This window comes from Cystobacter fuscus, assembly GCF_002305875.1.
Classification (GTDB): Bacteria; Myxococcota; Myxococcia; order Myxococcales; family Myxococcaceae; genus Cystobacter; species Cystobacter fuscus_A.
This window is the reverse complement of the sequence record NZ_CP022098.1, coordinates 4,465,346-4,487,012: the sequence shown is the minus strand read 5'-3', so window position 1 is coordinate 4,487,012 and position 21,667 is coordinate 4,465,346. Positions and strand designations below refer to the sequence as shown.

At 69.5% G+C, this 21,667-nt stretch carries 20 protein-coding genes; 11 read left to right on the top strand and 9 right to left on the bottom strand.

All coding sequences use genetic code 11. The features are described from left to right. Nucleotides 1–17: 17 nt before the first annotated feature. Nucleotides 18–1,592, bottom strand: a complete 1,575-nt coding sequence (locus CYFUS_RS18505) for a PAS domain-containing protein (protein WP_232537641.1) — start codon at nucleotides 1,590–1,592, stop codon at nucleotides 18–20. A 416-nt stretch (nucleotides 1,593–2,008) separates the two neighbouring features. Between CYFUS_RS18505 and CYFUS_RS18500 the strand changes: the two genes are divergently transcribed. Together CYFUS_RS18500 and CYFUS_RS18495 are read left to right on the top strand one after the other, a co-directional pair. Then, the gene (locus tag CYFUS_RS18500) at nucleotides 2,009–2,893 is read left to right on the top strand and encodes an RNA polymerase factor sigma-32 (protein WP_095986423.1); all 885 of its coding nucleotides are present in this window, start codon (nucleotides 2,009–2,011) and stop codon (nucleotides 2,891–2,893) included. Nucleotides 2,894–2,956: 63 nt separating this feature from the next. Continuing rightward, nucleotides 2,957–3,637, top strand: a complete 681-nt coding sequence (locus CYFUS_RS18495) for a hypothetical protein (RefSeq protein WP_095986422.1) — start codon at nucleotides 2,957–2,959, stop codon at nucleotides 3,635–3,637. Here the strand turns inward: CYFUS_RS18495 and CYFUS_RS18490 are convergent. Next, entirely contained in the window at nucleotides 3,626–5,119 is a 1,494-nt protein-coding gene (locus tag CYFUS_RS18490; protein WP_095986421.1) for an amidase, read from the bottom strand. The two genes, CYFUS_RS18495 and CYFUS_RS18490, sit on opposite strands and share 12 nt — an antisense overlap. A 26-nt stretch (nucleotides 5,120–5,145) precedes the next feature. Between CYFUS_RS18490 and CYFUS_RS18485 the strand changes: the two genes are divergently transcribed. Beyond that, complete coding sequence (locus tag CYFUS_RS18485; RefSeq protein WP_095986420.1) at nucleotides 5,146–5,592, top strand: EVE domain-containing protein; 447 nt, start codon at nucleotides 5,146–5,148, stop codon at nucleotides 5,590–5,592. 7 nt (nucleotides 5,593–5,599) lie between these two features. Here CYFUS_RS18485 and CYFUS_RS18480 read toward each other — a convergent pair whose 3' ends face one another. The 7 genes from CYFUS_RS18480 to CYFUS_RS18450 form a co-directional block, all read right to left on the bottom strand. Beyond that, nucleotides 5,600–6,205 carry a hypothetical protein gene (locus tag CYFUS_RS18480; protein ID WP_095986419.1) on the bottom strand — a complete coding sequence of 202 codons (606 nt, stop codon included), beginning with the start codon at nucleotides 6,203–6,205 and terminating at the stop codon, nucleotides 5,600–5,602. A 66-nt stretch (nucleotides 6,206–6,271) separates the two neighbouring features. Further along, entirely contained in the window at nucleotides 6,272–7,744 is a 1,473-nt protein-coding gene (locus CYFUS_RS18475) for an amino acid permease (RefSeq protein WP_095986418.1), read from the bottom strand. Between the two features lie 100 nt (nucleotides 7,745–7,844). Continuing rightward, entirely contained in the window at nucleotides 7,845–8,420 is a 576-nt protein-coding gene (locus CYFUS_RS50665) for a hypothetical protein (protein ID WP_157758510.1), read from the bottom strand. A gap of 29 nt (nucleotides 8,421–8,449) precedes the next feature. Continuing rightward, nucleotides 8,450–9,028: a hypothetical protein gene (locus CYFUS_RS18465; protein ID WP_095986417.1), complete on the bottom strand. Its 579-nt coding sequence runs from the start codon at nucleotides 9,026–9,028 to the stop codon at nucleotides 8,450–8,452. Then, nucleotides 9,025–9,576 (bottom strand): RNA polymerase sigma factor, encoded by a 552-nt coding sequence (locus tag CYFUS_RS18460; RefSeq protein WP_095986416.1) that lies wholly within the window; start codon nucleotides 9,574–9,576, stop codon nucleotides 9,025–9,027. The genes CYFUS_RS18465 and CYFUS_RS18460 overlap by 4 nt, the downstream gene beginning before the upstream one ends. Nucleotides 9,577–9,709: 133 nt before the next feature. Beyond that, on the bottom strand, nucleotides 9,710–10,297 hold the full coding sequence (locus CYFUS_RS18455; RefSeq protein ID WP_095986415.1) for a tetratricopeptide repeat protein: 588 nt from the start codon (nucleotides 10,295–10,297) through the stop codon (nucleotides 9,710–9,712). A gap of 237 nt (nucleotides 10,298–10,534) precedes the next feature. Continuing rightward, on the bottom strand, nucleotides 10,535–11,332 hold the full coding sequence (locus tag CYFUS_RS18450; protein WP_095992093.1) for an NAD-dependent epimerase/dehydratase family protein: 798 nt from the start codon (nucleotides 11,330–11,332) through the stop codon (nucleotides 10,535–10,537). A gap of 160 nt (nucleotides 11,333–11,492) precedes the next feature. On the opposite strand from CYFUS_RS18450, the gene CYFUS_RS18445 reads away from it, so the two are divergent. From CYFUS_RS18445 to CYFUS_RS18410, 8 genes are all read left to right on the top strand, one after another. Beyond that, nucleotides 11,493–12,824, top strand: coding sequence for a sensor histidine kinase (locus tag CYFUS_RS18445; RefSeq protein ID WP_095986414.1), 1,332 nt, complete (start codon nucleotides 11,493–11,495; stop codon nucleotides 12,822–12,824). 30 nt (nucleotides 12,825–12,854) lie between these two features. Continuing rightward, nucleotides 12,855–14,579, top strand: coding sequence for a DEAD/DEAH box helicase (locus tag CYFUS_RS18440; protein WP_157758509.1), 1,725 nt, complete (start codon nucleotides 12,855–12,857; stop codon nucleotides 14,577–14,579). A 182-nt stretch (nucleotides 14,580–14,761) separates the two neighbouring features. Beyond that, entirely contained in the window at nucleotides 14,762–16,081 is a 1,320-nt protein-coding gene (locus CYFUS_RS18435; protein ID WP_095986413.1) for an ABC transporter substrate-binding protein, read from the top strand. Nucleotides 16,082–16,138: 57 nt separating this feature from the next. After that, complete coding sequence (locus CYFUS_RS18430) at nucleotides 16,139–17,020, top strand: carbohydrate ABC transporter permease (RefSeq protein ID WP_095986412.1); 882 nt, start codon at nucleotides 16,139–16,141, stop codon at nucleotides 17,018–17,020. Between the two features lie 12 nt (nucleotides 17,021–17,032). Continuing rightward, the gene (locus tag CYFUS_RS18425; protein WP_095986411.1) at nucleotides 17,033–17,866 is read left to right on the top strand and encodes a carbohydrate ABC transporter permease; all 834 of its coding nucleotides are present in this window, start codon (nucleotides 17,033–17,035) and stop codon (nucleotides 17,864–17,866) included. 12 nt (nucleotides 17,867–17,878) lie between these two features. Beyond that, the gene (locus CYFUS_RS18420) at nucleotides 17,879–18,961 is read left to right on the top strand and encodes an ABC transporter ATP-binding protein (RefSeq protein WP_095986410.1); all 1,083 of its coding nucleotides are present in this window, start codon (nucleotides 17,879–17,881) and stop codon (nucleotides 18,959–18,961) included. A 15-nt stretch (nucleotides 18,962–18,976) separates the two neighbouring features. Further along, nucleotides 18,977–20,470: a mannitol dehydrogenase family protein gene (locus CYFUS_RS18415; RefSeq protein WP_095986409.1), complete on the top strand. Its 1,494-nt coding sequence runs from the start codon at nucleotides 18,977–18,979 to the stop codon at nucleotides 20,468–20,470. 14 nt (nucleotides 20,471–20,484) lie between these two features. Beyond that, nucleotides 20,485–21,453, top strand: a complete 969-nt coding sequence (locus CYFUS_RS18410; protein WP_095986408.1) for a carbohydrate kinase family protein — start codon at nucleotides 20,485–20,487, stop codon at nucleotides 21,451–21,453. The last annotated feature ends 214 nt before the right edge of the window (nucleotides 21,454–21,667 follow it).

The window sequence follows — 21,667 nt, the reverse complement described above, 5'->3', positions numbered from 1 at the left end:
ACACAAACCCCCGCGCCCTACGCGAACTGTTGGAGCGCGGCCTCGTGGGGGGGCTTCTCCAGGGGCCCCGTGTCCACCACGGGAAGGAAGACCCGGAAGATGCTGCCCTGCCCCACCACGCTGTCCACGGACATCGAGCCCCCGAGGCCGCGGATGATGTCGTGGCTGATGGACAGGCCCAGTCCCGTGCCCTCACCCACCGGCTTGGTGGTGAAGAACGGCTCGAAGACGCGCTCGAGGTTCTCCTGGGCGATGCCACAGCCGTTGTCCCGCACCTCCACCACCGCCTGGGAGCTGCCGTGCATGTGCGTCACCAGGTGGATCTCCCCGCCCTGCTTGGGCAGCGCATGGGCGGCGTTGATGAGCAGGTTGGTGAAGACCTGCGCGAGCTGCACGGAGTTGCCCAGCACCTGGGGCAGCTCGCCGTAGTCACGCACCAGCCGCCCCCGGCTGCGCAGCCGGCTCCAGGCCAGATGGACCGAGTTCTCCAGCACCTCGTGCAGGTCCAAGGGGTGGGTGTTCACCGGATCGCCCCGGGACAGCGCCCGCAGGCTCTGGACGATGAGCCGCATGCGCTCGGCGCCCTCGCGCGCCTCATGGAGGGCCTCCATCAGCTCGCGCGCCTCGTCCCGGGGCAGTTCCATCCGGCGCAGCTCGCCCCCAATGAAGCTCAGGTTGCTGGAGACGAAGGCCAGCGGGTTGTTGATTTCGTGCGCCACGCCCGCGGCGAGCATCCCGATGGAGGCCATGCGCTCGTTGAGCCGCAGGCGCATCTGGTTCTCGCGCTGCTCGGTGATGTCGCGCACCGTGATGGCCATGCAGTCCCCCACGGCGCTCAACTGCCGGCGGAACCAGCGGCGCCCCCGGCCGGGCAGCGCCTGCTCCACCTCGTCATCGTGAGGCATCCCCGTGCGCCAGACCTCGTCACAGAGCGAGCGCGGCGCGATGAAGGCCGCATGGGGCACGTCCGGGAGCGGATGGCCCTCCAGGTCCTCCGCCGCCCCGCCCAGCAGCCGCTCGGCGTGGGCGTTGAGCCGCAACAGCCGCAGTTGCTCCGGCTCGCCCCGCAGGAGGAAGAACGCATCGAAGTTGCTGCTGGCCGCGGCGCGGAAGAGCGCCTCGCCGCGGAGCCGGGCCTCCTCGTTGCGCCGGTCGTGCGACAGGTCGCGCGCGATGCCGAACAGCCCCACCACCTGGCCATCCTCCCGGCGGATGACGCCTTTCGTGGAGAGCCATTCGCGCGAGACGCCCGCCATCACCTCGCGCACCTCCGCGTGCAGGCTGCGTCCCGCCAGCAGGGTCTGGCGATCGAACTCGAGCGTGTTCTGGGCCTCCTCCGGCGACATCAGCTCGGCGTCCTTGCGGCCGAGGATCTCCCCCACCGGCCTGCCCAGGTAGCGCGCGCCCACCTCATTGATGAAGAGGTAGCGCCCCTGCAGATCCTTGATGAAGATCGCGTCGGGCAGCTCCTCGACGAGGGAGTGGAAGAGGTCGCGATAGGGGAAATCGGCTGGGGTCAGGGTCGACTGGGGCGCGAGACCTCCCCCGGACCCGGAGTCGCTCCCGGTCCCCGGTTCGCTTCCGTTGCTCATGCCACAATCAATACCCACAACCCCGCGCATCGAGCAGTCGTCCCTCGGCGGCTTCCGGGGGGCTTCCGTCCAGCACCCCACGCTTCCGTTCCTCCGTTTCGAGGGAGCGTCCATTGACGGACACTGACCTCGCCACGAGGGAAGATCGTTTGAAGACCACCGGAACACACCGGCAGGCGGCGAGACATGCCACGGCCCGCCCACCGGCGAGCTTTGTTCCCGACCACCCTAAAAACTGCAAACCCCCGCCTGTAAGAATGACGGTCTCCCGGGCTTAAGCACGGTGGGCGCTGGATGCAAGTGCCCGAAGTCCTTGCGAAATGCCATCCGCCCGACCATTGGCACCCGCGTTGCTAAAGGGAAGTGGCACGACGCATCGACGTGAAGCGCAACGTCTTCCACCCCCGAGAGACACCATGCAAGCTTCCTCCCTCTCTTCCGCCGACACCCTCTCCACCTACCTGGCGGACATCAACCAGTACCCGCTGCTGTCCGTGCAGGAGGAGCAGGCGCTCGCGCGGCGCTTCAAGCAGGGCGACATGGCCGCGGGCCACAAGCTGGTGACGAGCAACCTGCGCTTCGTGGTGAAGGTCTCCTACGAGTACCGCTCCTACGGCATCAAGATGTCCGACCTCATCCAGGAGGCGAACATCGGCCTGATGAAGGCGGTGCAGAAGTTCGACGCGGACAAGGGCATCCGCCTCATCTCCTACGCGGTGTGGTGGATCCGCGCCTACATCCAGAACTACATCCTCAAGAACTGGAGCCTGGTGAAGCTGGGCACCACGCAGGCCCAGCGCCGGCTGTTCTTCTCGCTGGCGCGCACGCGCCGCGAGCTGGAGAAGATGGGCCCCGGCGAGGGCAACATCGTCGACGCGGAGGAGATCGCCCGCAAGCTCAACGTGAAGGCCACCGAGGTGCGCGAGATGGAGCAGCGCATGGGCGGCCGGGACTTGTCGCTGGACGCGCCGGTGGGCGAGGACGGCGACGCCACGCACATGGACTTCGTGGAGTCCGAGTCCGTCTCCCAGGTGGACGAGGTGGCCGACCGCCAGGAGGCCGATCTGACGCGCGATCGCATCCGTCAGGCGCTCACCCGGTTGGATCCGCGCGAGCGCTTCATCATCGAGCACCGGGTGATGGGCGACTCGGAGATGACGCTGAGCGAGCTGGGTGAGCACTTCGGCTTCTCGCGCGAGCGCGCGCGCCAGCTGGAGATCCGCGCCAAGGACAAGCTCAAGGCCGAGCTGGCCTCGCTCATGGCCGAGGTGGGTCTGGACGAGGCGGCGGCCAGCCGCTAACACCCCGCCCCGAGAACGAGTCCCTTCTGGCCCCGCGGGGTGGGAGGGACGGGGACGGGGACGATGAAGCCGTGGAAGGTGATTGACCGGGCGAGCGCACCGGATGGCGGGGAGCTGGTGCTGCACCAGCGTGGCGAGGAGTTCGCCATCCGCGTGAACGGGCGCGAGCTCATGTCCAGCCGCCAGCATGGCTCCGAGGAGCGGATGGCGGAGGTGGCCTGCGCGGGACTCACGGGCGCGCGCGTGCGGGTGCTCGTGGGAGGGCTGGGCCTGGGCTACACGGTGCGCGCCACGCTGGATCGGCTGTCCTCCTCGGCCGAGGTGGTGGTGGCGGAGCTGGTGCCCGCGGTCGTCGCGTGGAACCAGGGTGTGTTGGCGCCGCTGGCCGGACGGCCGCTGGAAGATCCCCGGGTGAAGGTGGAGGCCCGGGACGTGGGCGAGCTGCTGCGCGAGGCCGAGGGCCACTACGACGCGGTGCTCCTGGACGTGGACAACGGCCCCGAGGCGCTCACCCAGGAGGACAACCGCTGGCTCTACGGCGAGCGCGGACTGGCCCGGCTGCGGCGCGCGCTCAAGCCACGCGGCGTGGTGGTGGTGTGGTCGGCCTCGCCGGATCGCGCCTTCGCCCAGCGGCTCAAGCGGATGGGCTTCGACACCGAGGTGGTGGAGACACCCGCGCGGGGCAAGGCGGGCGGTCCCCTTCACACCCTCTTCATCGGCCGCGTCCGGCCCTCAGCCGCGTGACTTCACGAGCGGCTGGCGATCCTTCCAGGGCCGGGCCTGCTCGAGCTGCGAGGCCAGGCGGATGAGCGTGGCCTCGTCGCCGAAGCGGGCGGCGAACTGCACGCCGATGGGCAACCCCGCGGGGTTCCAGTAGAGCGGCACCGACATGGCGGGCTGTCCCGTCATGTTGAAGAGCTGGGTGTTGGGCGTACGCTCCAGGGCATTGGCCCCCAGCTCGTCGATGAGCTTCGTGAAGAGCGGCTTGAGCGGCAGCTTGCGCAGGGCCGTGAGCGCGGCGAGCTCCAGGGGCTTGAGCGCGAGCTCTCCCACGCGCGAGGGCGGATAGGCGAGCGTCGCGTCCAGGAAGACGTCGTAGCGCGAGTGGAAGGCCGCGGTGATGCGGCCGGCCGCGTGGATGGCTTCCCGGGCCGCCTGGAACTCGGCCGCGGTGAGGATGTTGCCGAGCTGCCCGAGCGCCCAGGTGGCGGGCTCCACGTCCCCCGGCTCCAACGGCCGGCGCCGGTACTCACCGATGACCTTGAGGAAGTAGGCCACGCTGGCCGAGACGACGATGAAGTAGGAGCGCACCAGCTCGTCCCGGGGGAACACGGGCGCGTCCTCGACCAGCTCGTGCCCCAGTTCCTGGCACAGCTTCACCGCGTCCTGCACGGCGGCCACGCAGTCCGGGTGCACGTCACGGCCCAGCAGCGAGCGGGGGGAGAAGGCGATGCGCAACCGGCCCGGAGGCACACCCACCTCCTGGAGGAAGGGCCGGGCCACCGGCGGCGCCACATAGGGCGCGCCCGACTCCGTGCCCTGGGTGACGTCGAGCATCGCGGCGCTGTCCCGCACGCTGCGCGTGAGCACGTGTTGCTGCACGAAGCCGTTCCACCCCTCGCCGGAGTCCGGACCCACGGGGTTGCGCGCCCGCGTCGGCTTGAGACCGAAGAGGCCGCAAGCGGACGCGGGAATGCGGATGGAGCCGCCGCCGTCCCCGCCATGGGCCATGGGCACCACGCGCGCCGCCACGCACACCGCCGAGCCTCCGCTGGAGCCCCCGGGCGTGTGCTCCGGATTCCAGGGGCTGCGCGTCGGCCCTCGCAGCGCCGACTCGGTGACGCCGAGGATGCCCAGCTCGGGGGTGCTCGTCTTGGCCACGAAGTTGAGCCCGGCGCGGCGGTAGCGCGCGATGAGCTCCGCGTCGTGGTCCGGCACGAAACCCACCAGGGCCCGGCAGCCCGCCGTGAAGGGCTCGTCCTTCAGGTAGCCATCCAGGTCCTTCACGAGGAAGGGCACGCCGGCGAAGGGCCCCTCCGGCAGCGGCCCCGCGGCGGCCTTGCGCGCCTTCTCGTACATCGTGTGGACCACGGCGTTGAGGCGCGGGTTGATGGACTCGATTCGGGTGATGACCTCCTCCACCAGCTCGGAGGGGTGGACCTGCTTGGTACGGACCAGCCCGGCGAGGTCCGTGGCGTCGAATGTGTCGTATCCCTGGATGGCCATGGGCGGGCTATCTAGCATGGGCCGTCATGGCGAAACCCCAGTACTGGCTGATCAAGAGTGAGCCATCCGTCTACGCCTACGCCCAACTGGAGCGCGAGGGACGGACGGAGTGGTCGGGAGTGCGCAACTTCGAGGCCCGCAACAACCTCCGGGCGATGAAGCCCGGGGATTTGTGTCTCTACTACCACTCCAACGAGGACAAGGCCGTGGTGGGCGTGGCCCGGGTGCTCACCTCCCCCACCGAGGACCCCACGGCGCCCGGGGAGGACTGGGCCTCGGTGCAGATGGGCCCCCTGCTGGCGCTCCAGAAGCCGGTGACGCTCGCCACCGTCAAGGCCACCCCGGCGCTCGGAGACTTTCCGCTCATCACCCGGAGCCGGCTGAGCGTGGCCCCCGTCACCGCGGAGCACTTCCAGCACGTGCTGGAGCTGGGCGGCACGAAGCTGCCGAAGAAGCTGCCCAAGGCGTCCTGAGGAGGGCTCAGGCGTTCGCCGGGTGCAGCTTCTGTTGCAGGAGGTTGGCCCGGTTGAGCGCCGCCAGGAGCTGCTGGCGCAGCGACTCGGCGTCGCGGGAGATGTCCACGAAGTCCTGCTCCCGCGCGTCGTTGGCCAGCGTCTGGGCGCTCTCGGCCACCCGCGCCATGCGCTCGTTCACCCCCTGCAGCGAGCTGATGAGATCCTCGGGCTTCACCGGCTCGCCCTGCGTCCTTCCCGCCAGCCCCTGCATGGTCGCGCTGAGCGAGCCGGCTTCCTGCCCCAGACCGGCGAAGCGCTCCATGAGCGACTGGTACACCCGCGTGCGCGCCTGCAGCTCCTGCGCGCGGCTGTTCACCTCGGCGGCCAGGGCCTGCTGGCGATCCCTCCACCCATTGAGCACGCCCAGCAGCGAGCGCATGTGAGCCACCAGGCGCTCGTCGCAGTCCGCCACGGAGTTGAGCAGGTGGCCCATCTTCTCCAGGTGCTTCTGCGCGCGCAGGGGCCCGGTGCGGACCTCCTGGGCGAGGGACTCGAACTTGCGCAGCTCCTCCTCGATGGCCGCCGCGGCGGCCACCAGCTCGGAGGAGTCGGACTGCTGCCGCTTGCTCATGGGTACGGCTCCAGACGTGGCGGGGAGGATTCCCCTCTTCCTAGCTAGCACCAGACGCGGCCGGTCTCACGTCCCAGGATGGGCCGGAGCCGCCGGTGCCGGGGAGGACGCCGGGTGAAGCAGGGTCACCTTGGGTCCCACGAAGGTATGGCGCTGGAACGCCACCCAGTAGAGGACGAGCAGGGCCAGACAGCCGGCGAACGTGTAGCCCGCCAGCTCGTTGGGCGGCAGGACGAAGAGCACCATGATGGCCGCGCACCAGGCGAGCGCCACCCCGTTGACCAGCGGCGAGAAGCGCCCCAGGTCCCACGGGCCCCGATGGGACCAGGTGCCGTTGCGCCGGGCCCTCCAGCCCACCCAGATGGGCACGGCATACGAGGCGTAGAGCGCCAGCGTGCTGAGCGCCACCATGGCCGCGTAGGCCCCGCTCCAGATGGCCACCACGAAGGCCGCCACCACGGACACCCAGACGGCCACATGCGGGCTGCGGAAGCGCGGCGACACGCTCGCCAGCCGCGGCGAGGCCGGCAGCCCCCCGTCGCGCGCGAAGGCGAAGAGCATGCGCGAGTTGGACGTCACCGAGGACAGCCCGCAGAACCACATGGCCCCGATGGCGATCCACACCAGCGCCCCACCGAGCGCGGGCCCGAGTGAATCGCGCAGCACGTACAGGAAGGGGTTGGGCGCGTCGGCCGCGGCCGGCAGGTCCCGGATGGCCAGCGTCACCCCCACCAGCAGCACGTAGCCCACCACCGCGCTCACCGCCACGGACAGGAAGATGCCCCAGGGAGCGTTGCGCGTGGGATCCTTCGTCTCCTCGGACACGTGGGCGCTCGCGTCGTAGCCGGTGAACGTCCACTGCGCCTGCAACAGGCCGATGAGGAAGCCGTAGGAGTAGACGTGGTCCTCGGCGGTGAAGCGCGTGAGGAGGAAGCCCAGGTCGCGCCGGGGCGCGAAGGCCACCAGCGCGCCGATGAGCAGCGCCACCCCGGCCACGTGGTACCAGGCCGACAGGTTGTTGAGCAGCGCCACCGCGCGCACGCCCACGTGGTTGAGCACCGCGTGGGAGAAGAGGATGAGCGCGTAGAGCGGCAGCACGTAGCCGCGCTCGCGGGGCCAGCCGAGCATGTCCGCGACGAACTCCGCGAGGCCATAGTCGATGCCCGCGGTGATGGCGAACTGGCCGATGGTGTTCAGCCACGCCGTGAAGAAGCCCACCCGGGGCCCGCCCAGCATGGCGGACCAGTGGTAGAGCGCTCCCGCCGTGGGGAACGAGGAGGCGAGCTGGGCGAGGCTCGCCGCCACCATCAGCGTCATCACCGCCACCAGCGGCCAGCCCACCGCCATGACGAAGGGCCCGCCAAAGCGCAAGCCATGGCCGTAGAGCGTCACGGCTCCGGTGAGGATGGAGATGATGGAGAAGGAGACGGCGAAGTTGGAGAAACCGCCCATCTCCCGGAGGAGTTGCTGCGCATAGCCCAGGCGCTGCAACTGAGCCGCATCCGCGTCGAGCGAGGCACCCTTCGGGTCATTGTCCATGGACCGGAACTATGTCCACTGGCGCCAGCGGACGGAAAGGGCCGGTATCGTGGAATGTGGGCTCTTCACCGCTCCGGGGCGGGACGCCAGTCCCCCGGGCTCACGGGCCCGGGTTCGGCGCGGGGGCGGCCCGGGGCGCGGGGGCGGCCGGAAACGCCGGGGGCGCGGGGGGCGCGGGGGGCGCCGGAGGGATCGGGAAGGAATGGGTGTTCATCTCCGCCTCCAGCTTCCGCCAGGTGTCGGGGCCGAGGAGCTTCTTGATGGTCACCATCAACGCCACCCGGTTCTGCCGCACGGCCGTCTCGGCACGGCCCACCTTCTCCACCAGATCCTTCACGGTGGACTCATTGGGGGTGTCCTGGCGCAGCTCCCGCTCCAGCGCCAGCTGCGTGCGCTTGTGCTCCGCCTCCAGGGAGATGAGCTCCTGGTTGGAGTCGAAGATGAGATCCTGGACCTTGCTCACCGTCGCCTTGGGCAGCCCCAGCTTCTCCACCAGCTCCGGGGGAATCCCCGAGGACGCCGGCCCCAGGGGACCGCCCCGGGTGCGAACGATGCGCACGGTGCGCTCGCTCCCGGCGCCCTTCTCCGCGTTGACCGTCACCACCGTCTCCTTGTCCTGCGCGAAGGCGGGCACGGCGGCGAGGATTCCGAGGGCACACCACAGGTTCTTCAACATGGTTCCACTCTCCTTGGACTGACTGCGTTTCACTGCGACCGCGAGGGATGGATGACCCGGAGGGCCGTCCGGAAGGGCTCGGCGTCGAGCGCCGTGGAGTCCGGCGGACGCACCCAGGTGGCGAGCAGGCCGAAGGTGGCGTACGCCCTGTCCTCGACGGCCGGACGGGTGCGCGTGTAGCCGTCCACCTCTCGCACCAGGGCCTCCAGCTCGAAGTCCCCCTGGACCCGGGTGTCCGGGGGACGCTCCCCGGTGCTCGCGAGGGGCTCGACGCTCAGGACGCCCTCGAGCGGCACGCCTGGCTGAGGCACGTACTCCGGAGCCTCGTCTCGCGCCGAGAGGACGAAGGCCAGGAGCGCCGCGGCGCAGGAGGCCCCCGCGCCGGCCACCCATCGACGGCGGTACTGGCGGCGACGCACCTCCCCGCGGATGGCCTCGGGCGTGAAGGCGGGAGGAAGGGGCGGCTCGGGAAGCCGCAGCCGCCCCGCGGAGGAATGGAAGCGGGCGAGCGCGCGGCAGTCCTCGCAGTGCTCCAGGTGGGCCTGGAGCCCCGGAGGCCGGGGCAGTTGCTCGTCCACGAGGGCCGCGGCGAAGTCCTGGCAGCTCATGGGGTGTCTCCTCGCAGCGCGTCCGCGGCCTTGAGCTTCTGGAGCGCCCGGTAGAGGTGGATGCGGACCGTGCCGCGGGTGATGTTCATGGCGTCGGCGATGGCATCGAGGTCGAGCCCCTCGAGGTAGCGCAGGGAGAAGGCCGTGGCCTGCTGGGCCGGGAGCGTGCGCAAGGCCCGGCCGAACGCGTGCCAGCGCTCGGCGCCCGTGAAGGACTCCTCGGGGGAAGGTGGGGCGGAGGGACCCAGGTCCAAGGCCTCACGCAGCACGTGCCAGACCCGCCGCCGGCGCAGGTGGCCCATCGCGCGCGAGACGAGGATGCGCCGCAGCCAGGCCGGTCCCGCCCGGGGATCCCTCAAGGAGTGACGTTTCTCGTAGGCGTCGGCCAGGGCGGACTGCACCAGGTCCCTCGCCTCCTCGCCCTCCCAGACGAGCCGGCGGGCCAACCTCAGGAGCGCGGCCTGTTCACCCAGGACGAGCGCGTCGAAGTCGAGGGCGAGCCCCCTCTCTCCTCCCGGCGTCTCCTGGATGACGGCTGTGTCCTTCACGGTGGGACCTCGCGACTCGGTTTCCACACTGGAGGACGCGGGAGCCGCCCGGGCGGCATACCGCTGATTTTCTCCCCGATTTTTTTCTCCGCCGGGGACCCCCGTTCCGAAGCTCCGGACGGGGGACGTGCCCTCAGCCCGCGATGGGACGCATCAACCGGACCGCGAGCTGGTTGTAGTGGTCACGCTTCTCGGTGTCCCCGAGGTGCGCCCAGACCTCGGCCAGCGCGCGCGCCGCGTCCGTCCCACCCGGGTACAGCTCCAGCGCCACCTCCAGCACGTGGCGCGCGTGCCGGTAGCGCGCCTTGCCCGTCAACCCGATGCCCCGCGTGCGCTGCTTGCCCGACTCCTTCAGCAGCGCCTCGCCCAGCTGGGTGATCTCCACCGCCATCCCCGCACGCCAACCCTCCTCGGGGTTGAGCTCCTGGGCCTGCTCCAGCAGGGAACGGGCCTGCTCGGGCTCGTCCAGCTCGAGCTGGCAGAGCGCCGCGTTGCGGTAGTGCTCGGCCGTCTCGGGATCCAGATCGATGGCGCGCTCGAAGCATTTGAGCGCCTCGCGCGGCCGGCCCAGACTGGTGAGCACGGAGCCCTTGGCGCTGAGCGCCAGCACGTGGTGGGGATCCTGGGCCAACACTCGATTGAATACCTGAAGAGCGGCCTCGTGGCGGCCGGCGATCGAATGGCTGACACCCTCGTTGAACGCCGCTAGCAAAGTGGACATGTGGCCCCTTCTGGCCGGCTTCGCGTTCCCCCGCCCGCGCATCCGGCAACGGTCTGAAACAAACGAAGCCCGTAGCCTGACAGCATCGAGCCCCGGAAGAGAACCCGGTCCGTACGCGGTCGTAACGTTTCGGTGAATCCAGACGCCGTCATCCTGGACCTGACCTTCATCCAGCGGAAAGAGCACCTTCTGTGCTGAACGGCTGAACGGCTGAACGCTGAAAGAAGTCGCTGGACCTCAGCCGCCGCGGTCCGCCAGCAGCGCCGAGAAGCCCGCGACGAAGTCCGGGTAGCGCGGCCGCCAGCCGAGGACCTTGAGCCTGGCATTGGAGATGGCCCGATCTCCTCGGAGCGAGGGGTGCAGCGAGGCCAGGGGCACCGTGGGGGGTGGAGGCACGCCCAGCCGCGCGCACAGCCAGCCCAGGGTTTCCGCCTGGGAGGCGGGCCGGTCATCCGCCACGCAATACGTCGCGCCGGGAGTGCCCCGCGCCAACACCACGCGCAGGGCCTCCACCATGTCCTCCACATGCACCCGCGAGATGCGGCCCCCCCCACCCTCGGGGATGCGGGCCGTCCCGGCGAGGACGCGCTCGTGCATGCCCCGGCCGGGACCATAGATGCCCGCGATGCGCAGGGCGATGCCCCCGAGCGGCCGGTAGGCGGCCTCCGCGTCGAGCCGTCCCCGGGCGTTGGGCGCCTCGGGCTGCACCGGGGTGTCCTCGTCCACGTGTCCCCGCGCGCTCCCGTAGACCCCCGTGGAGGAGAGATAGACGAGGCGCGAGGGGCGCGCCCGCGCCAGCGCCTCGGCCAGGAACGCGTCGAGACCCGCATCGGGAGGAATGGAGATGACCACCTCGGCCCCCGCCGCCGACGCCACGGCCTCCTCCAGGGACACGAGCGCGACTCCCGCGCGCGCCAGGGTCTCCCGGCGGCCGGGGTCGCGCGTCACCGCCCGCACGAGGCGCCCGCGCGGCGCCTCCACGAGCGCCAGCCGCGTCAACGTGTCACCACATCCGAGCAGGACGAGAGGATTCATGGGGGCCGAGTCCACGCGTCCCCTTCGAGCGGCACTTCGCTCCCGGCAAGCGGTGTTTCAGCCAGTGTCCGAAACCAGATGTTTGCCCCGGGCGCCGCCACCGGCCCGCGCCGTATGACACCCCCCCATGGCAACCTGATCCTCCCCCCATGAATCCCCCATGAAGACCATGCTCGCCGCCCGCCGGGTCAGAAGCCGGGTCTTCTTCGTCTCCGCGGCGATCATCCTGGTGACCATGCTGGCCCGGTGCGCGCTGTCCGGCTTCGTCTGGACGGCGGTGGAGGCCACGGTGCGCGTCCAGCTCTCCTGGATCGCCAGCTTCGTCCTGCTGGGCGTGGGGGTGGGCTCGGGGCACATGAAGTCCGGGACGCCCGGACTCCTGTCCGGACTGGTGTGCCTCGTGTGCATGACCCAGCTCACCCTGCTGACCGGAGGGACCGAGAGCCCCTACCTCGTGACGCTCGTGTCCGTGCCGCTCCTGGTGTCGATGTTCACCCCCAACGCCCGGCTGCCGACGCTGGTGTCGCTCGTGGCGATGATGGGGGCGATCCTGCTCATCAACCACTTCGCGGGCATCCCGCCGCGCGGCTTCCTGCCCCAGATGCTCTCCTATGGAGCCATCGGTAGCATCGGGCTCTACGCGGGCAGGAGCTACCGGAAGCTGCGTCAGGCGGAGCAACTGGCGCAGGAGGAGCGGCTCCAGGCCCTGGAGCGGCTGGCCGAGAGCGAGCGGTTGCGGCGCCACGCCGAGAGCGAACGCGCGGACATGGAGCGGCTGATGATGGTGGGGCAGCTCGCGGCCGGCGTGGCGCACGAGGTGAACAACCCCCTGGCCTTCGTGAAGTCCAACCTGCACTACCTGCAGCACGCGCTGACGAGCACGGACAGGCCCACCGACGTGGAGGAGCTGCACGAGCTGCTGGACGAGACGCGCCAGGGCGTGCTGCGCATCCAGCGGATCATCACGGAGCTCAGGCAGTACTCGCACCCCATGGGCGCCCCCGAGCAGGAGGGCTCGCCCCGCCAGGCCATGGAGGAGGCGCGACGGCTGGCCCTGTCGCGGCTGCACTCCCGGAGCGAGGTGGTGTTGGACCTTTCCGAGGAGCTGCCCAACGTCCGGCTGGGACAGCGGCACCTGATGCAGGTGCTGCTCAACCTGCTGCTCCACGCGGCGCAGACACTGGAGGAGGCCGAGCCCGAGCGCCCCGCGCGCATCCTCTTGAAGGCCTGGCGGACCGCCCGCGACGTCCAGGTGGTGGTGGAGGACGACGGGCCGGGGATTCCCCAGGACGTGCTGCCCCGGCTCTTCGATCCCTTCTTCAGCCCCCCGTACTCCACGAGGGGTGTGGGCCTGGGGCTCGCCCTTTGCCGGGAGTACGTGCTCCGGGTGGGCGGAACGCTCTCCGTGGAAAACCGGCCCGAGGGCGGCACCCGGTTCATTCTCACATTGAACCAGTCCTCCGCGCCCCCTTCTCCGAGCCAAGAGACCTGAGCCGGAGGCGGTGCTACAAGCGGCCGCAACGTGAACACCCCCTCCGATACCATCCCCACTTTCGAACAACTGGGCCTGGATGCCCCCCTCGTGGAGGCGCTCGGCGCACTCGGCTACGAGGAGCCCACGCCCATCCAGCGCGCCGCCCTGCCCCCGTTGATCGCTGGCAAGGACTTGCTGGGCATCGCCGCCACGGGAACGGGAAAGACCGCCGCCTTCTCCCTGCCGCTGCTGCAGCGGCTCACCCCGGGCCAGCGCGCGCCCTTCTCCACGTCCGCGCTCGTGCTCGTGCCCACGCGCGAGCTGGCCATGCAGGTGGCCGAGGCCATCCACCGCTATGGTCAGAAGATGGGCGTGAGCGTGCTGCCGCTCTACGGCGGCCAGCCCATCGGCCAGCAGCTGCGCGTGCTCAAGCGCGGCGTGGACGTGGTCGTCGCCACGCCCGGACGCGCGTTGGATCACCTCAAGCGCCAGTCGCTCCTGCTCGACTCGCTGCGCACCGTGGTGCTCGACGAGGCCGACGAGATGCTCGACATGGGCTTCGCCGAGGACCTGGAAGCCATCCTCGATGCCACCCCCCAGGAGCGGCAGACGGCGCTCTTCTCGGCCACCCTGCCCCCGCGCATCGCCTCCATCGCCGAGCGGCACCTGCACTCGCCCGTGCACGTGAAGATCGCCAAGGAGAAGCTGCCCGCCGGCACCGGGCCCCGCGTGCGCCAGGTGGCCTATATCGTCCCGCGCCCCTTCAAGGCCGCCACGCTCGGGCGCGTGCTGGACGTGGAGGCTCCCACCACCGCCATCGTCTTCTGCCGCACGCGCACCGAGGTGGATGAGCTCACCGTGTCGCTCAACGGCCGGGGCTGGCGCGCCCAGGCGCTCCACGGCGGCATGGATCAGTCGCAGCGCGACCGCGTGCTCAAGCAGTTCAAGAGCCACGCGGTGGAGCTGCTCATCGCCACGGACGTGGCCGCGCGCGGACTGGACATCGAGAAGCTGTCCCACGTCGTCAACTACGACGTGCCCAACGCGCCCGAGGCGTACGTGCACCGCATCGGCCGCACGGGCCGCGCCGGACGCGAGGGCGTGGCCATCACCCTCGCCGAGCCCCGCGAGCACCGGCTGCTGCGCAACATCGAGAAGCTCACCGGCCAGAAGATCGAACTGGCTACCGTGCCCACCGTGGCCGACCTGCGCGCGCGTCGGCTGGAGCTCGTGCGCGCCTCCCTGCGCGAGGCGCTCGTCGCGGGCGAGCTCGACTCCTACCGCTCCGTCGTGGAGAGCCTCGCCTCCGAGTTCGACCTGGTGGACGTGGCGGCCGCCGCGGTGAAGCTGCTCCACGACGCACAGGTGGATGGTCAGAGCGAGGAGGAGGAGGAGATCCCCCTGGTGACCCCGCCGTCGGACAAGGGTCCTCGCGCGCCCCGGGGCCCCCGCTCCGGCGAGCGCCCCGCCGGGCCCGGCACCCGACCGGACGCGCCTCGCAGCGCCAAGCGCCGCGCGCCGCCCGACGCGTCCTTCGACATGGCGCGGCTGTTCATCGGCGTGGGCCGCCAGGCCGGCGTGCGACCCTCGGATCTCGTGGGCGCCATCGCGGGCGAGGCGGGCGTGGAAGGCAAGCGCATCGGCGCCATCCAGATTGGCGACACGTACTCGCTCGTCGAGGTCCCCGAGTCGCTCGCGGATCAAGTCATCGCCGCGTTGCGTCAGACCACGCTGCGTGGCCGCAAGGCCCAGGTGCGCCGCGATCGGGGCTGAATGCTCATCAGCTGAACTCTCGTCACCTGAGATAAGCGAGCTCGAGGTGAATCCTCTTGGATCAGGTTGAGGGGATTTGATGGACTGAGGGTGTCGAAGTCCGACACCTCGCCTCAAAGTTCCCCCGACCGTCCCGACATGCGCTCCGCGTGTGTCGTGGCGTCTGTTCCTGGAGTCGCCACATGAAGAAATCATTCGCTGCCCGCACCGCTTTTGGGCTCGGATTGTTGCTGGGTTCTGGCAGTGCCCTGGCCGCCACCACGCTGACGATTGGCACCGTCAACAACGGTGACATGGTCCGCATGCAGGCGCTGTCGAAGACCTATACGGAGCAGCATCCCGATGTGGAGCTGCGCTGGGTGGTGCTCGAGGAGAACACGCTGCGCCAGCGGCTCACCACGGACATCACCACCGGGGGCGGGCAGTTCGACATCATCACCATCGGGGCGTACGAGGCGCCCATGTGGGGGCGCAAGAACTGGCTCCTGCCGCTGGAGAAGTTCTCGCCCACGTATGACGTGGACGATCTCATGCCCAACGTGCGCAAGCAGTTGAGCGTGGACGGCAAGCTGCGCGCGCTGCCCTTCTACTCCGAGGGCTCCATCACCTACTACCGCACGGACTTGTTCGCGGCCAAGGGCCTGAAGATGCCCGAGGAGCCCACCTGGACGGAGATCCGCGGCTTCGCGGAGAAGCTGCACGATCCCTCCAAGAACGTGTACGGCATCTGTCTGCGCGGCAAGGCGGGCTGGGGCGAGAACATGGCGCTCGTCACCACCATCGTGAACGCCTACGGCGGACGCTGGTTCGACGAGAAGTGGCAACCCCAGCTCACCACGCCCGAGTGGAGCCAGGCGGTGAACTTCTACGTGGATCTGCTGAGCAAGTTCGGCCCGCCGGGGCCGAGCAGCAACGGATTCAACGAGAACCTCACGCTGTTCAACGCGGGCAAATGTGCCATGTGGGTGGACGCGAGCGTGGCGGGGGCCTTCGTCACCGACAAGACGCAGAGCCAGGTGCCGGACAAGGTGGGCTTCGTCAAGGCGCCGCGCCAGGTCACCCCCAAGGGCAGCTCCTGGCTGTGGACGTGGGCGCTGGCGGTCCCCACCAGCTCCAAGCAGCAGCAGGCCGCGTTCGACTTCATCCAGTGGGCCACGTCCAAGGAGTACGCCAACCTCGTGGCCAAGCGCCATGGCATCTCCGCGATGCCGCCGGGCACGCGCCTGTCCACCTACGCCAACGCCGAGTACATGAAGGCCACGCCCTTCGCGCGCGTCACCCAGGAGGCCATCCAGACGGCCAACCCCGACTCGCCCACGCTCAAGCCCGTGCCGTACACCGGCGTCCAGTTCGCCACCATCCCCGAGTTCCAGGCCATCGGCACGCTCGTGGGCAAGAGCATCTCCGGCGCCCTCACGGGCAGCACCAAGGTCGACGCGGAGCTGAAGACCCTGAACGAATCGGTGCAGCGCACGATGAAGCGCGCGGGCTACTTCAAGTAGTCACACACGCGCCACGCCGCCCCCTACCCCACCGCTGACCCCCCTTGGAGTACCTCGATGAGCGAAGCCGCTCGTGAATCCCGACGTGCCGGACGCCTCACGGCGTCACCCGCGATCCTCCTGCTGTTCATCTGGATGATCGTCCCGCTGGCCTTCACGGTGTATTTCTCGACGCAGAACTACCTCCTGCTCGACCCCGAGAACCGGGGCTTCGCGGGCCTGGAGAACTTCTCCTATTTCCTCTCCTCGTCGAGCTTCCTGAACAGCCTGGTCACCACACTCAAACTGGTGGGCAGCGTGCTGGTCATCACGGTGGTGCTGGGCGTGCTCATCAGCGTGCTGGTGGACGCGAAGTTTCCGGGACAGGGCGTGGTGCGCATGTTGCTCATCTCGCCCTTCTTCATCATGCCCACGGTGAGCGCGCTCATCTGGAAGAACCTGCTGATGAACCCGGTGTCGGGGCTGTTCGCGTGGCTGTTCCAGTTGGTGGGCCTCACCCCCATCAACTGGTTCTCCGACTGGCCCCTGCTGTCCATCATCATCATCGTCTCGTGGGAGTGGCTGCCTTTCGCCATCCTCATCTTCGTGACGTCCCTGCAGTCCATGGATCAGGAGCAGAAGGAAGCGGCGCAGATGGACGGCGCGACGCCGGTGTCCATCTTCCGCTACCTCACCCTGCCGCACCTGGCGCGCCCCATCGCCGTGGTCGTCATGGTGGAGGCCATCTTCCTGCTCAACATCTTCGCCGAGATCTTCACCACCACCTCCGGCGGTCCGGGGGATGCGACCACCAACCTGCCCTACCTCGTCTTCACCCAGGCCCTGCTCGAGTTCGACGTGGGCACGGCGTCCGCGGGCGGCCTCGTGGCCGTGGTGCTCGCCAACGTGGTCGCCGCCCTGCTGTTGCGCGTGTTCGGCAAATCCCTCACCCAGGCCTAGAACTCCCCCACCATGTCCGCCCTGAAACAACGCCGACAGCTCGCCGAAACGGTGCGCGCCATCTTCTCCTGGCTCATCGCCCTGCTCATCTTCTTCCCCATCTTCTGGATGGTGATCACCAGCTTCAAGACGGAGCTGGGCGCGTTCTCCATGCCCCCCGAGTTCTTCTTCAAGCCCACGCTGGAGAACTACCGGGAGATCATGGAGGCCAACGACTACCTGCACTTCGCCTGGAACTCGCTCGTCACCAGCGGCGGCGCCACGCTCGTGGGCATGCTGGTGGCGGTGCCCGCGGCGTACTCCTTCGCCTTCCACCCCACCCAGCGCACCCAGGGCATCCTCACGTGGATGCTGTCCACCAAGATGCTGCCGGCGGTGGGCGTGCTCGTGCCCATCTACCTGATGGCGCGCGACCTGGGCCTGCTCGACACGCGCCTCGTGCTCGTCATCATCTTCGCGCTCGTCAACCTGCCCATCATGGTGTGGATGATCTACACCTACTTCCGGGACGTGCCCCGGGACATCCTCGAGGCGGCGCGCATGGACGGCGCCACGCTCCTCCAGGAGATCTTCCGCGTGCTGCTGCCGGTGAGCCGGGGAGGCCTGGCGTCCACGGCCCTCCTGTCGCTCATCCTCAACTGGAACGAGGCCTTCTGGTCCATCAACCTCACCACCACCCAGGCCTCGCCGCTCAGCGCCCTGGTGGCCTCGTTCTCCAGTCCGCAAGGCCTGTTCTGGGCCAAGCTGTCCGCCATCTCCACGCTCGCGTGCGCCCCCATCGTGTTGCTGGGCTGGGGCTCGCAGAAACAACTCGTCCGCGGCCTGACCTTCGGCGCCGTCAAGTAACGGAATACGTCCATGGCACAACTCGAAATCAAATCCCTGACCAAGTCCTTCGGTGACACCCGCGTCATCAAGGGCGTGGACCTGCGCGTCGACGACCGCGACTTCTGCGTCTTCCTGGGCCCCTCCGGCTGCGGCAAGTCCACGCTCCTGCGCCTCATCGCCGGCCTGGAGTCCGTCACCTCGGGGCAGATCCTTCTCGACGGGCAGGACATCACCGAGGCGCCCTCCGCCAGGCGCAACCTCGCGATGGTGTTCCAGTCCTACGCGCTCTACCCCCACATGAGCATCCGCCAGAACATGTCCTTCGCCCTGGACCTGGCCAAGGTGGACAAGAAGATCATCGACGAGAAGGTGACGCGCGCCGCGCGCATCCTGGAGCTCGAGCCGCTGTTGGATCGCAAGCCGGCGGCGCTCTCGGGCGGACAGCGCCAGCGCGTGGCCATCGGTCGCGCCATCGTGCGCGAGCCGCGCATCTTCCTGTTCGACGAGCCCCTGTCCAACCTGGACGCGGCGCTGCGCATGCAGATGCGCCTGGAGCTCGCCCGGCTGCACCTGGATCTCAAGGCGACGATGATCTACGTCACCCACGATCAGGTGGAGGCGATGACGCTCGCCAACAAGGTGGTCATCTTCAACGGTGGCCACATCGAGCAGAGCGGCCCGCCACAGGAGCTCTACCGCCGCCCGGTGAACAAGTTCGTCGCGAGCTTCCTCGGCATGCCGCAGATGGTCTTCCTGGACGCCACGCTCGAGGGCGGTGCGCTCAAGCTGGTGAACGGGGGCGAGCTTGCCGTGCCCACGGGCCTGCCGGCGCTCGCCGCGGGCACCCGGGTCACGGTGGGCGTGCGGCCCGAGCAGATGTCACTGGCCGAGCCCGGACGCGGCACGATCCAGGGGCGCGTGCAGATGATCGAGCGGCTGGGCAGCGACGCCTATGCGTACCTCTCCCTGCCTTCCGGCGGCCGGCTCACGGTGCGCTGCGAGGGCGACGTGGGCGCCATCGAGGGCACCGACGTCTCGGCCCAGCTCAACCCCGAGCGCGTCCACGTCTTCGACGCCAACGGCGTCGCCATCCACCATCCCACCTTCCGCTGAAGCACCCCCTCGACCATGCATACCCTCGATCAGGCCCATCTCTCCACCCTGCCCGCCTCCATCGTCCGCCCCGGCCATGACCGCACCAAGGTGCGCGCCGGCATCGCCCACATCGGCGTGGGCGGGTTCCATCGCGCGCACCAGGCCATCTACACCGACCGCGCGCTGGCCCGGCCCGGCCAGGAGGGCTGGGGCATCTGCGGCATCAACCTGCTGCCCCAGGACGCCGCCATGGCCGCGGCGATGAAGAAGCAGAACGGCCTGTACACCGTGAGCGAGATGGCGCCGGACGGCTCGCACGTCTCGCGCGTCGTGGAGTGCATGGTGGAGTACCTCTACGCCCCGGACAGCGCCGAGGCGGTGCTGGCGAAGCTGAGCCATCCGGACATCCGCATCGTCTCGCTGACCATCACCGAGGGCGGCTACCTGCTCGACGAGCACGGCCGCTTCAACCTGGAGCACCCCACGGTGGCGCATGACCTGGCGCACCCGGAAGCCCCCCAGGGCGCGTTCGGCTACATCGTCGGAGCGCTGGAGCGCCGGCGCAAGGCGGGCGTGAAGCCCTTCACCGTCATGTCCTGCGACAACCTGCGCCACAACGGCGCCCAGGCCCGGCGCGCCGTGGTGGCCTTCGCCCGGGCGAGGTCCGCGGAGCTCGCGGAGTGGATCGAGCGCGAGGTGGGCTTCCCCAACGGCATGGTGGACCGAATCACTCCGGCCACGGACGCCGCCGCCAGGCAGAAGCTGCGCGAGCTGACCCAGGTGGACGACGCCGCGCCCGTCATCTGCGAGGACTTCATCCAGTGGGTGCTGGAGGATGACTTCCGCAACGGCCGCCCCGACTGGCACGAGGTGGGCGTGATGTTCACGAAGGACGTGTCCCCGTACGAGGAGGCGAAGATCCGCCTGCTCAACGCGTCCCACACGATGCTCTCCTACCCGGCCTTCCTGTCGGGCCTGCGCAAGGTGGACGACGCCCTGCACGACAAGCTCTTCTTCAGCTACCTGCGCGGCTTCCTGGATCACGACGCGGGCGTGTGGCTCAAATCGCTGCCCGGGCTCGACATCGAGTCCTACAAGGACACGCTGCTGCGCCGCTTCGGCAACCGGGCCGTGGGAGATCAGCTCGCGCGCCTGTGCATGGACGGCGGCTCGAAGATCTCCGGCTTCGTGCTGCCCACCCTGCACGAGATCCTCAAGAACGGGCGGCCCTACCACCGCATCGCCTTCTTCCTCGCCGCCTATGATCGCTACCTCAAGGGCAAGGACGAGAAGGGAGAGGCCTATCCCATCAACGAGCCCAACGCGCGCCCCCTGCTCGAGAAGGTGATGGCGAGCGACTCGCCGATGACGCTCATCCAGCTCAAGGAGGTCGTGGGCACGCAGATTCCGGCGCACCAGGGCTTCGTCGAGCTGTACCTGAAGCTGCGCCAGCAGATCGACACCCAGGGCATCGTGGCGACGCTCACGTCGCTCGATCCCGCGAGCAAGACCCCGCCCGCGGCGTGAGGAGCCAACCCACCATGACGCGCCTCATCGCCTTCGGAGAAGCCCTGGTGGACATGCTGTCCAGCCGCCTGGGCGCCTCCACCGAGAAGGAGACCTTCACGCCGTACGCCGGAGGAGCCCCCGCCAACGTGGCCGTGGCCTGCGCGCGGCTCGGAGTACCGAGCCTCTTCGTCGGCATGCTGGGTCAGGATCAATTCGGCGACTTCATCCTCGCTGAGCTGGCCTCGCACGGCGTGGACGTGCGCCACGTCGAGCGCACCCGCGCGGCGAAGACGGCCCTGGCCTTCGTGTCCCGGGATGCCTCGGGAGACCGCCGCTTCGACTTCTACCGGCCTCCCGCGGCGGACCTGCTGTACCGGCCCGAGCACCTGCCCGCGAACCTGTTCGACGCCTCGTCCATCCTCCACCTGTGCTCGAACACGCTGACGGAAGAGGCCATCACCGCCACGACCTTCGCGGTGGCGGACGAGGCCGCGAAGGCGGGAGCGATGATCAGCGTGGACGCCAACATCCGCGCCAACCTGTGGCCGGACCACCGCGTGGACGCCGCCCGGGTCACCGCGCTGCTCGACCGGGCGCAGCTGATCAAACTGGCACGCGAGGAGCTGGAGTTGCTGCGGGGGGACGAGCCCGAGGAGCGTTGGCTCCAGGCCCGTCTGGCCGCCGGGGCCGCGCTGGTCATCATCACCGATGGAGGCGAGCCGGTGACGGCGGTGACGGCGCGCACGCGCCTCCAGGTGGCGCCGCCCAAGGTCCAGGTCGTCGACACCACGGCGGCCGGGGATGCCTTCATCGGAGGGTTTCTCTCGACCGTGGTGGATGCGCGACTCAACCGGAAGACCCTGGCGGCCTGGGCCTCCGACACGGCGCTGGTGCGTCAGGCGCTGGAGTTCGCGTGCCGGTGCGGTTCGTTCACGGTCACCCGGCCGGGCTCCTACGCGGCGCTGCCCAGGCGCGAGGACCTGGCGACCCCGCGCTCCTGAGCGGGAGTGCTCCCTCGCCCTCTCGAGTGGAGGGCGAGGGGACGTCTGGCGTTGAGGCAGGCTCTCACCGGAGTCGACCGCACCGGCCGGATCGGGCGCGTTGGTGGGAGCGGCCGGGGTGCCCGGCAGGATTTCTTGAAGAACGGCCGCTCTCGATGCGCGCCGTGTTCAACGTGCAACTTGCGACGTATGCTCGGCGCTCCAGCCTACCAGG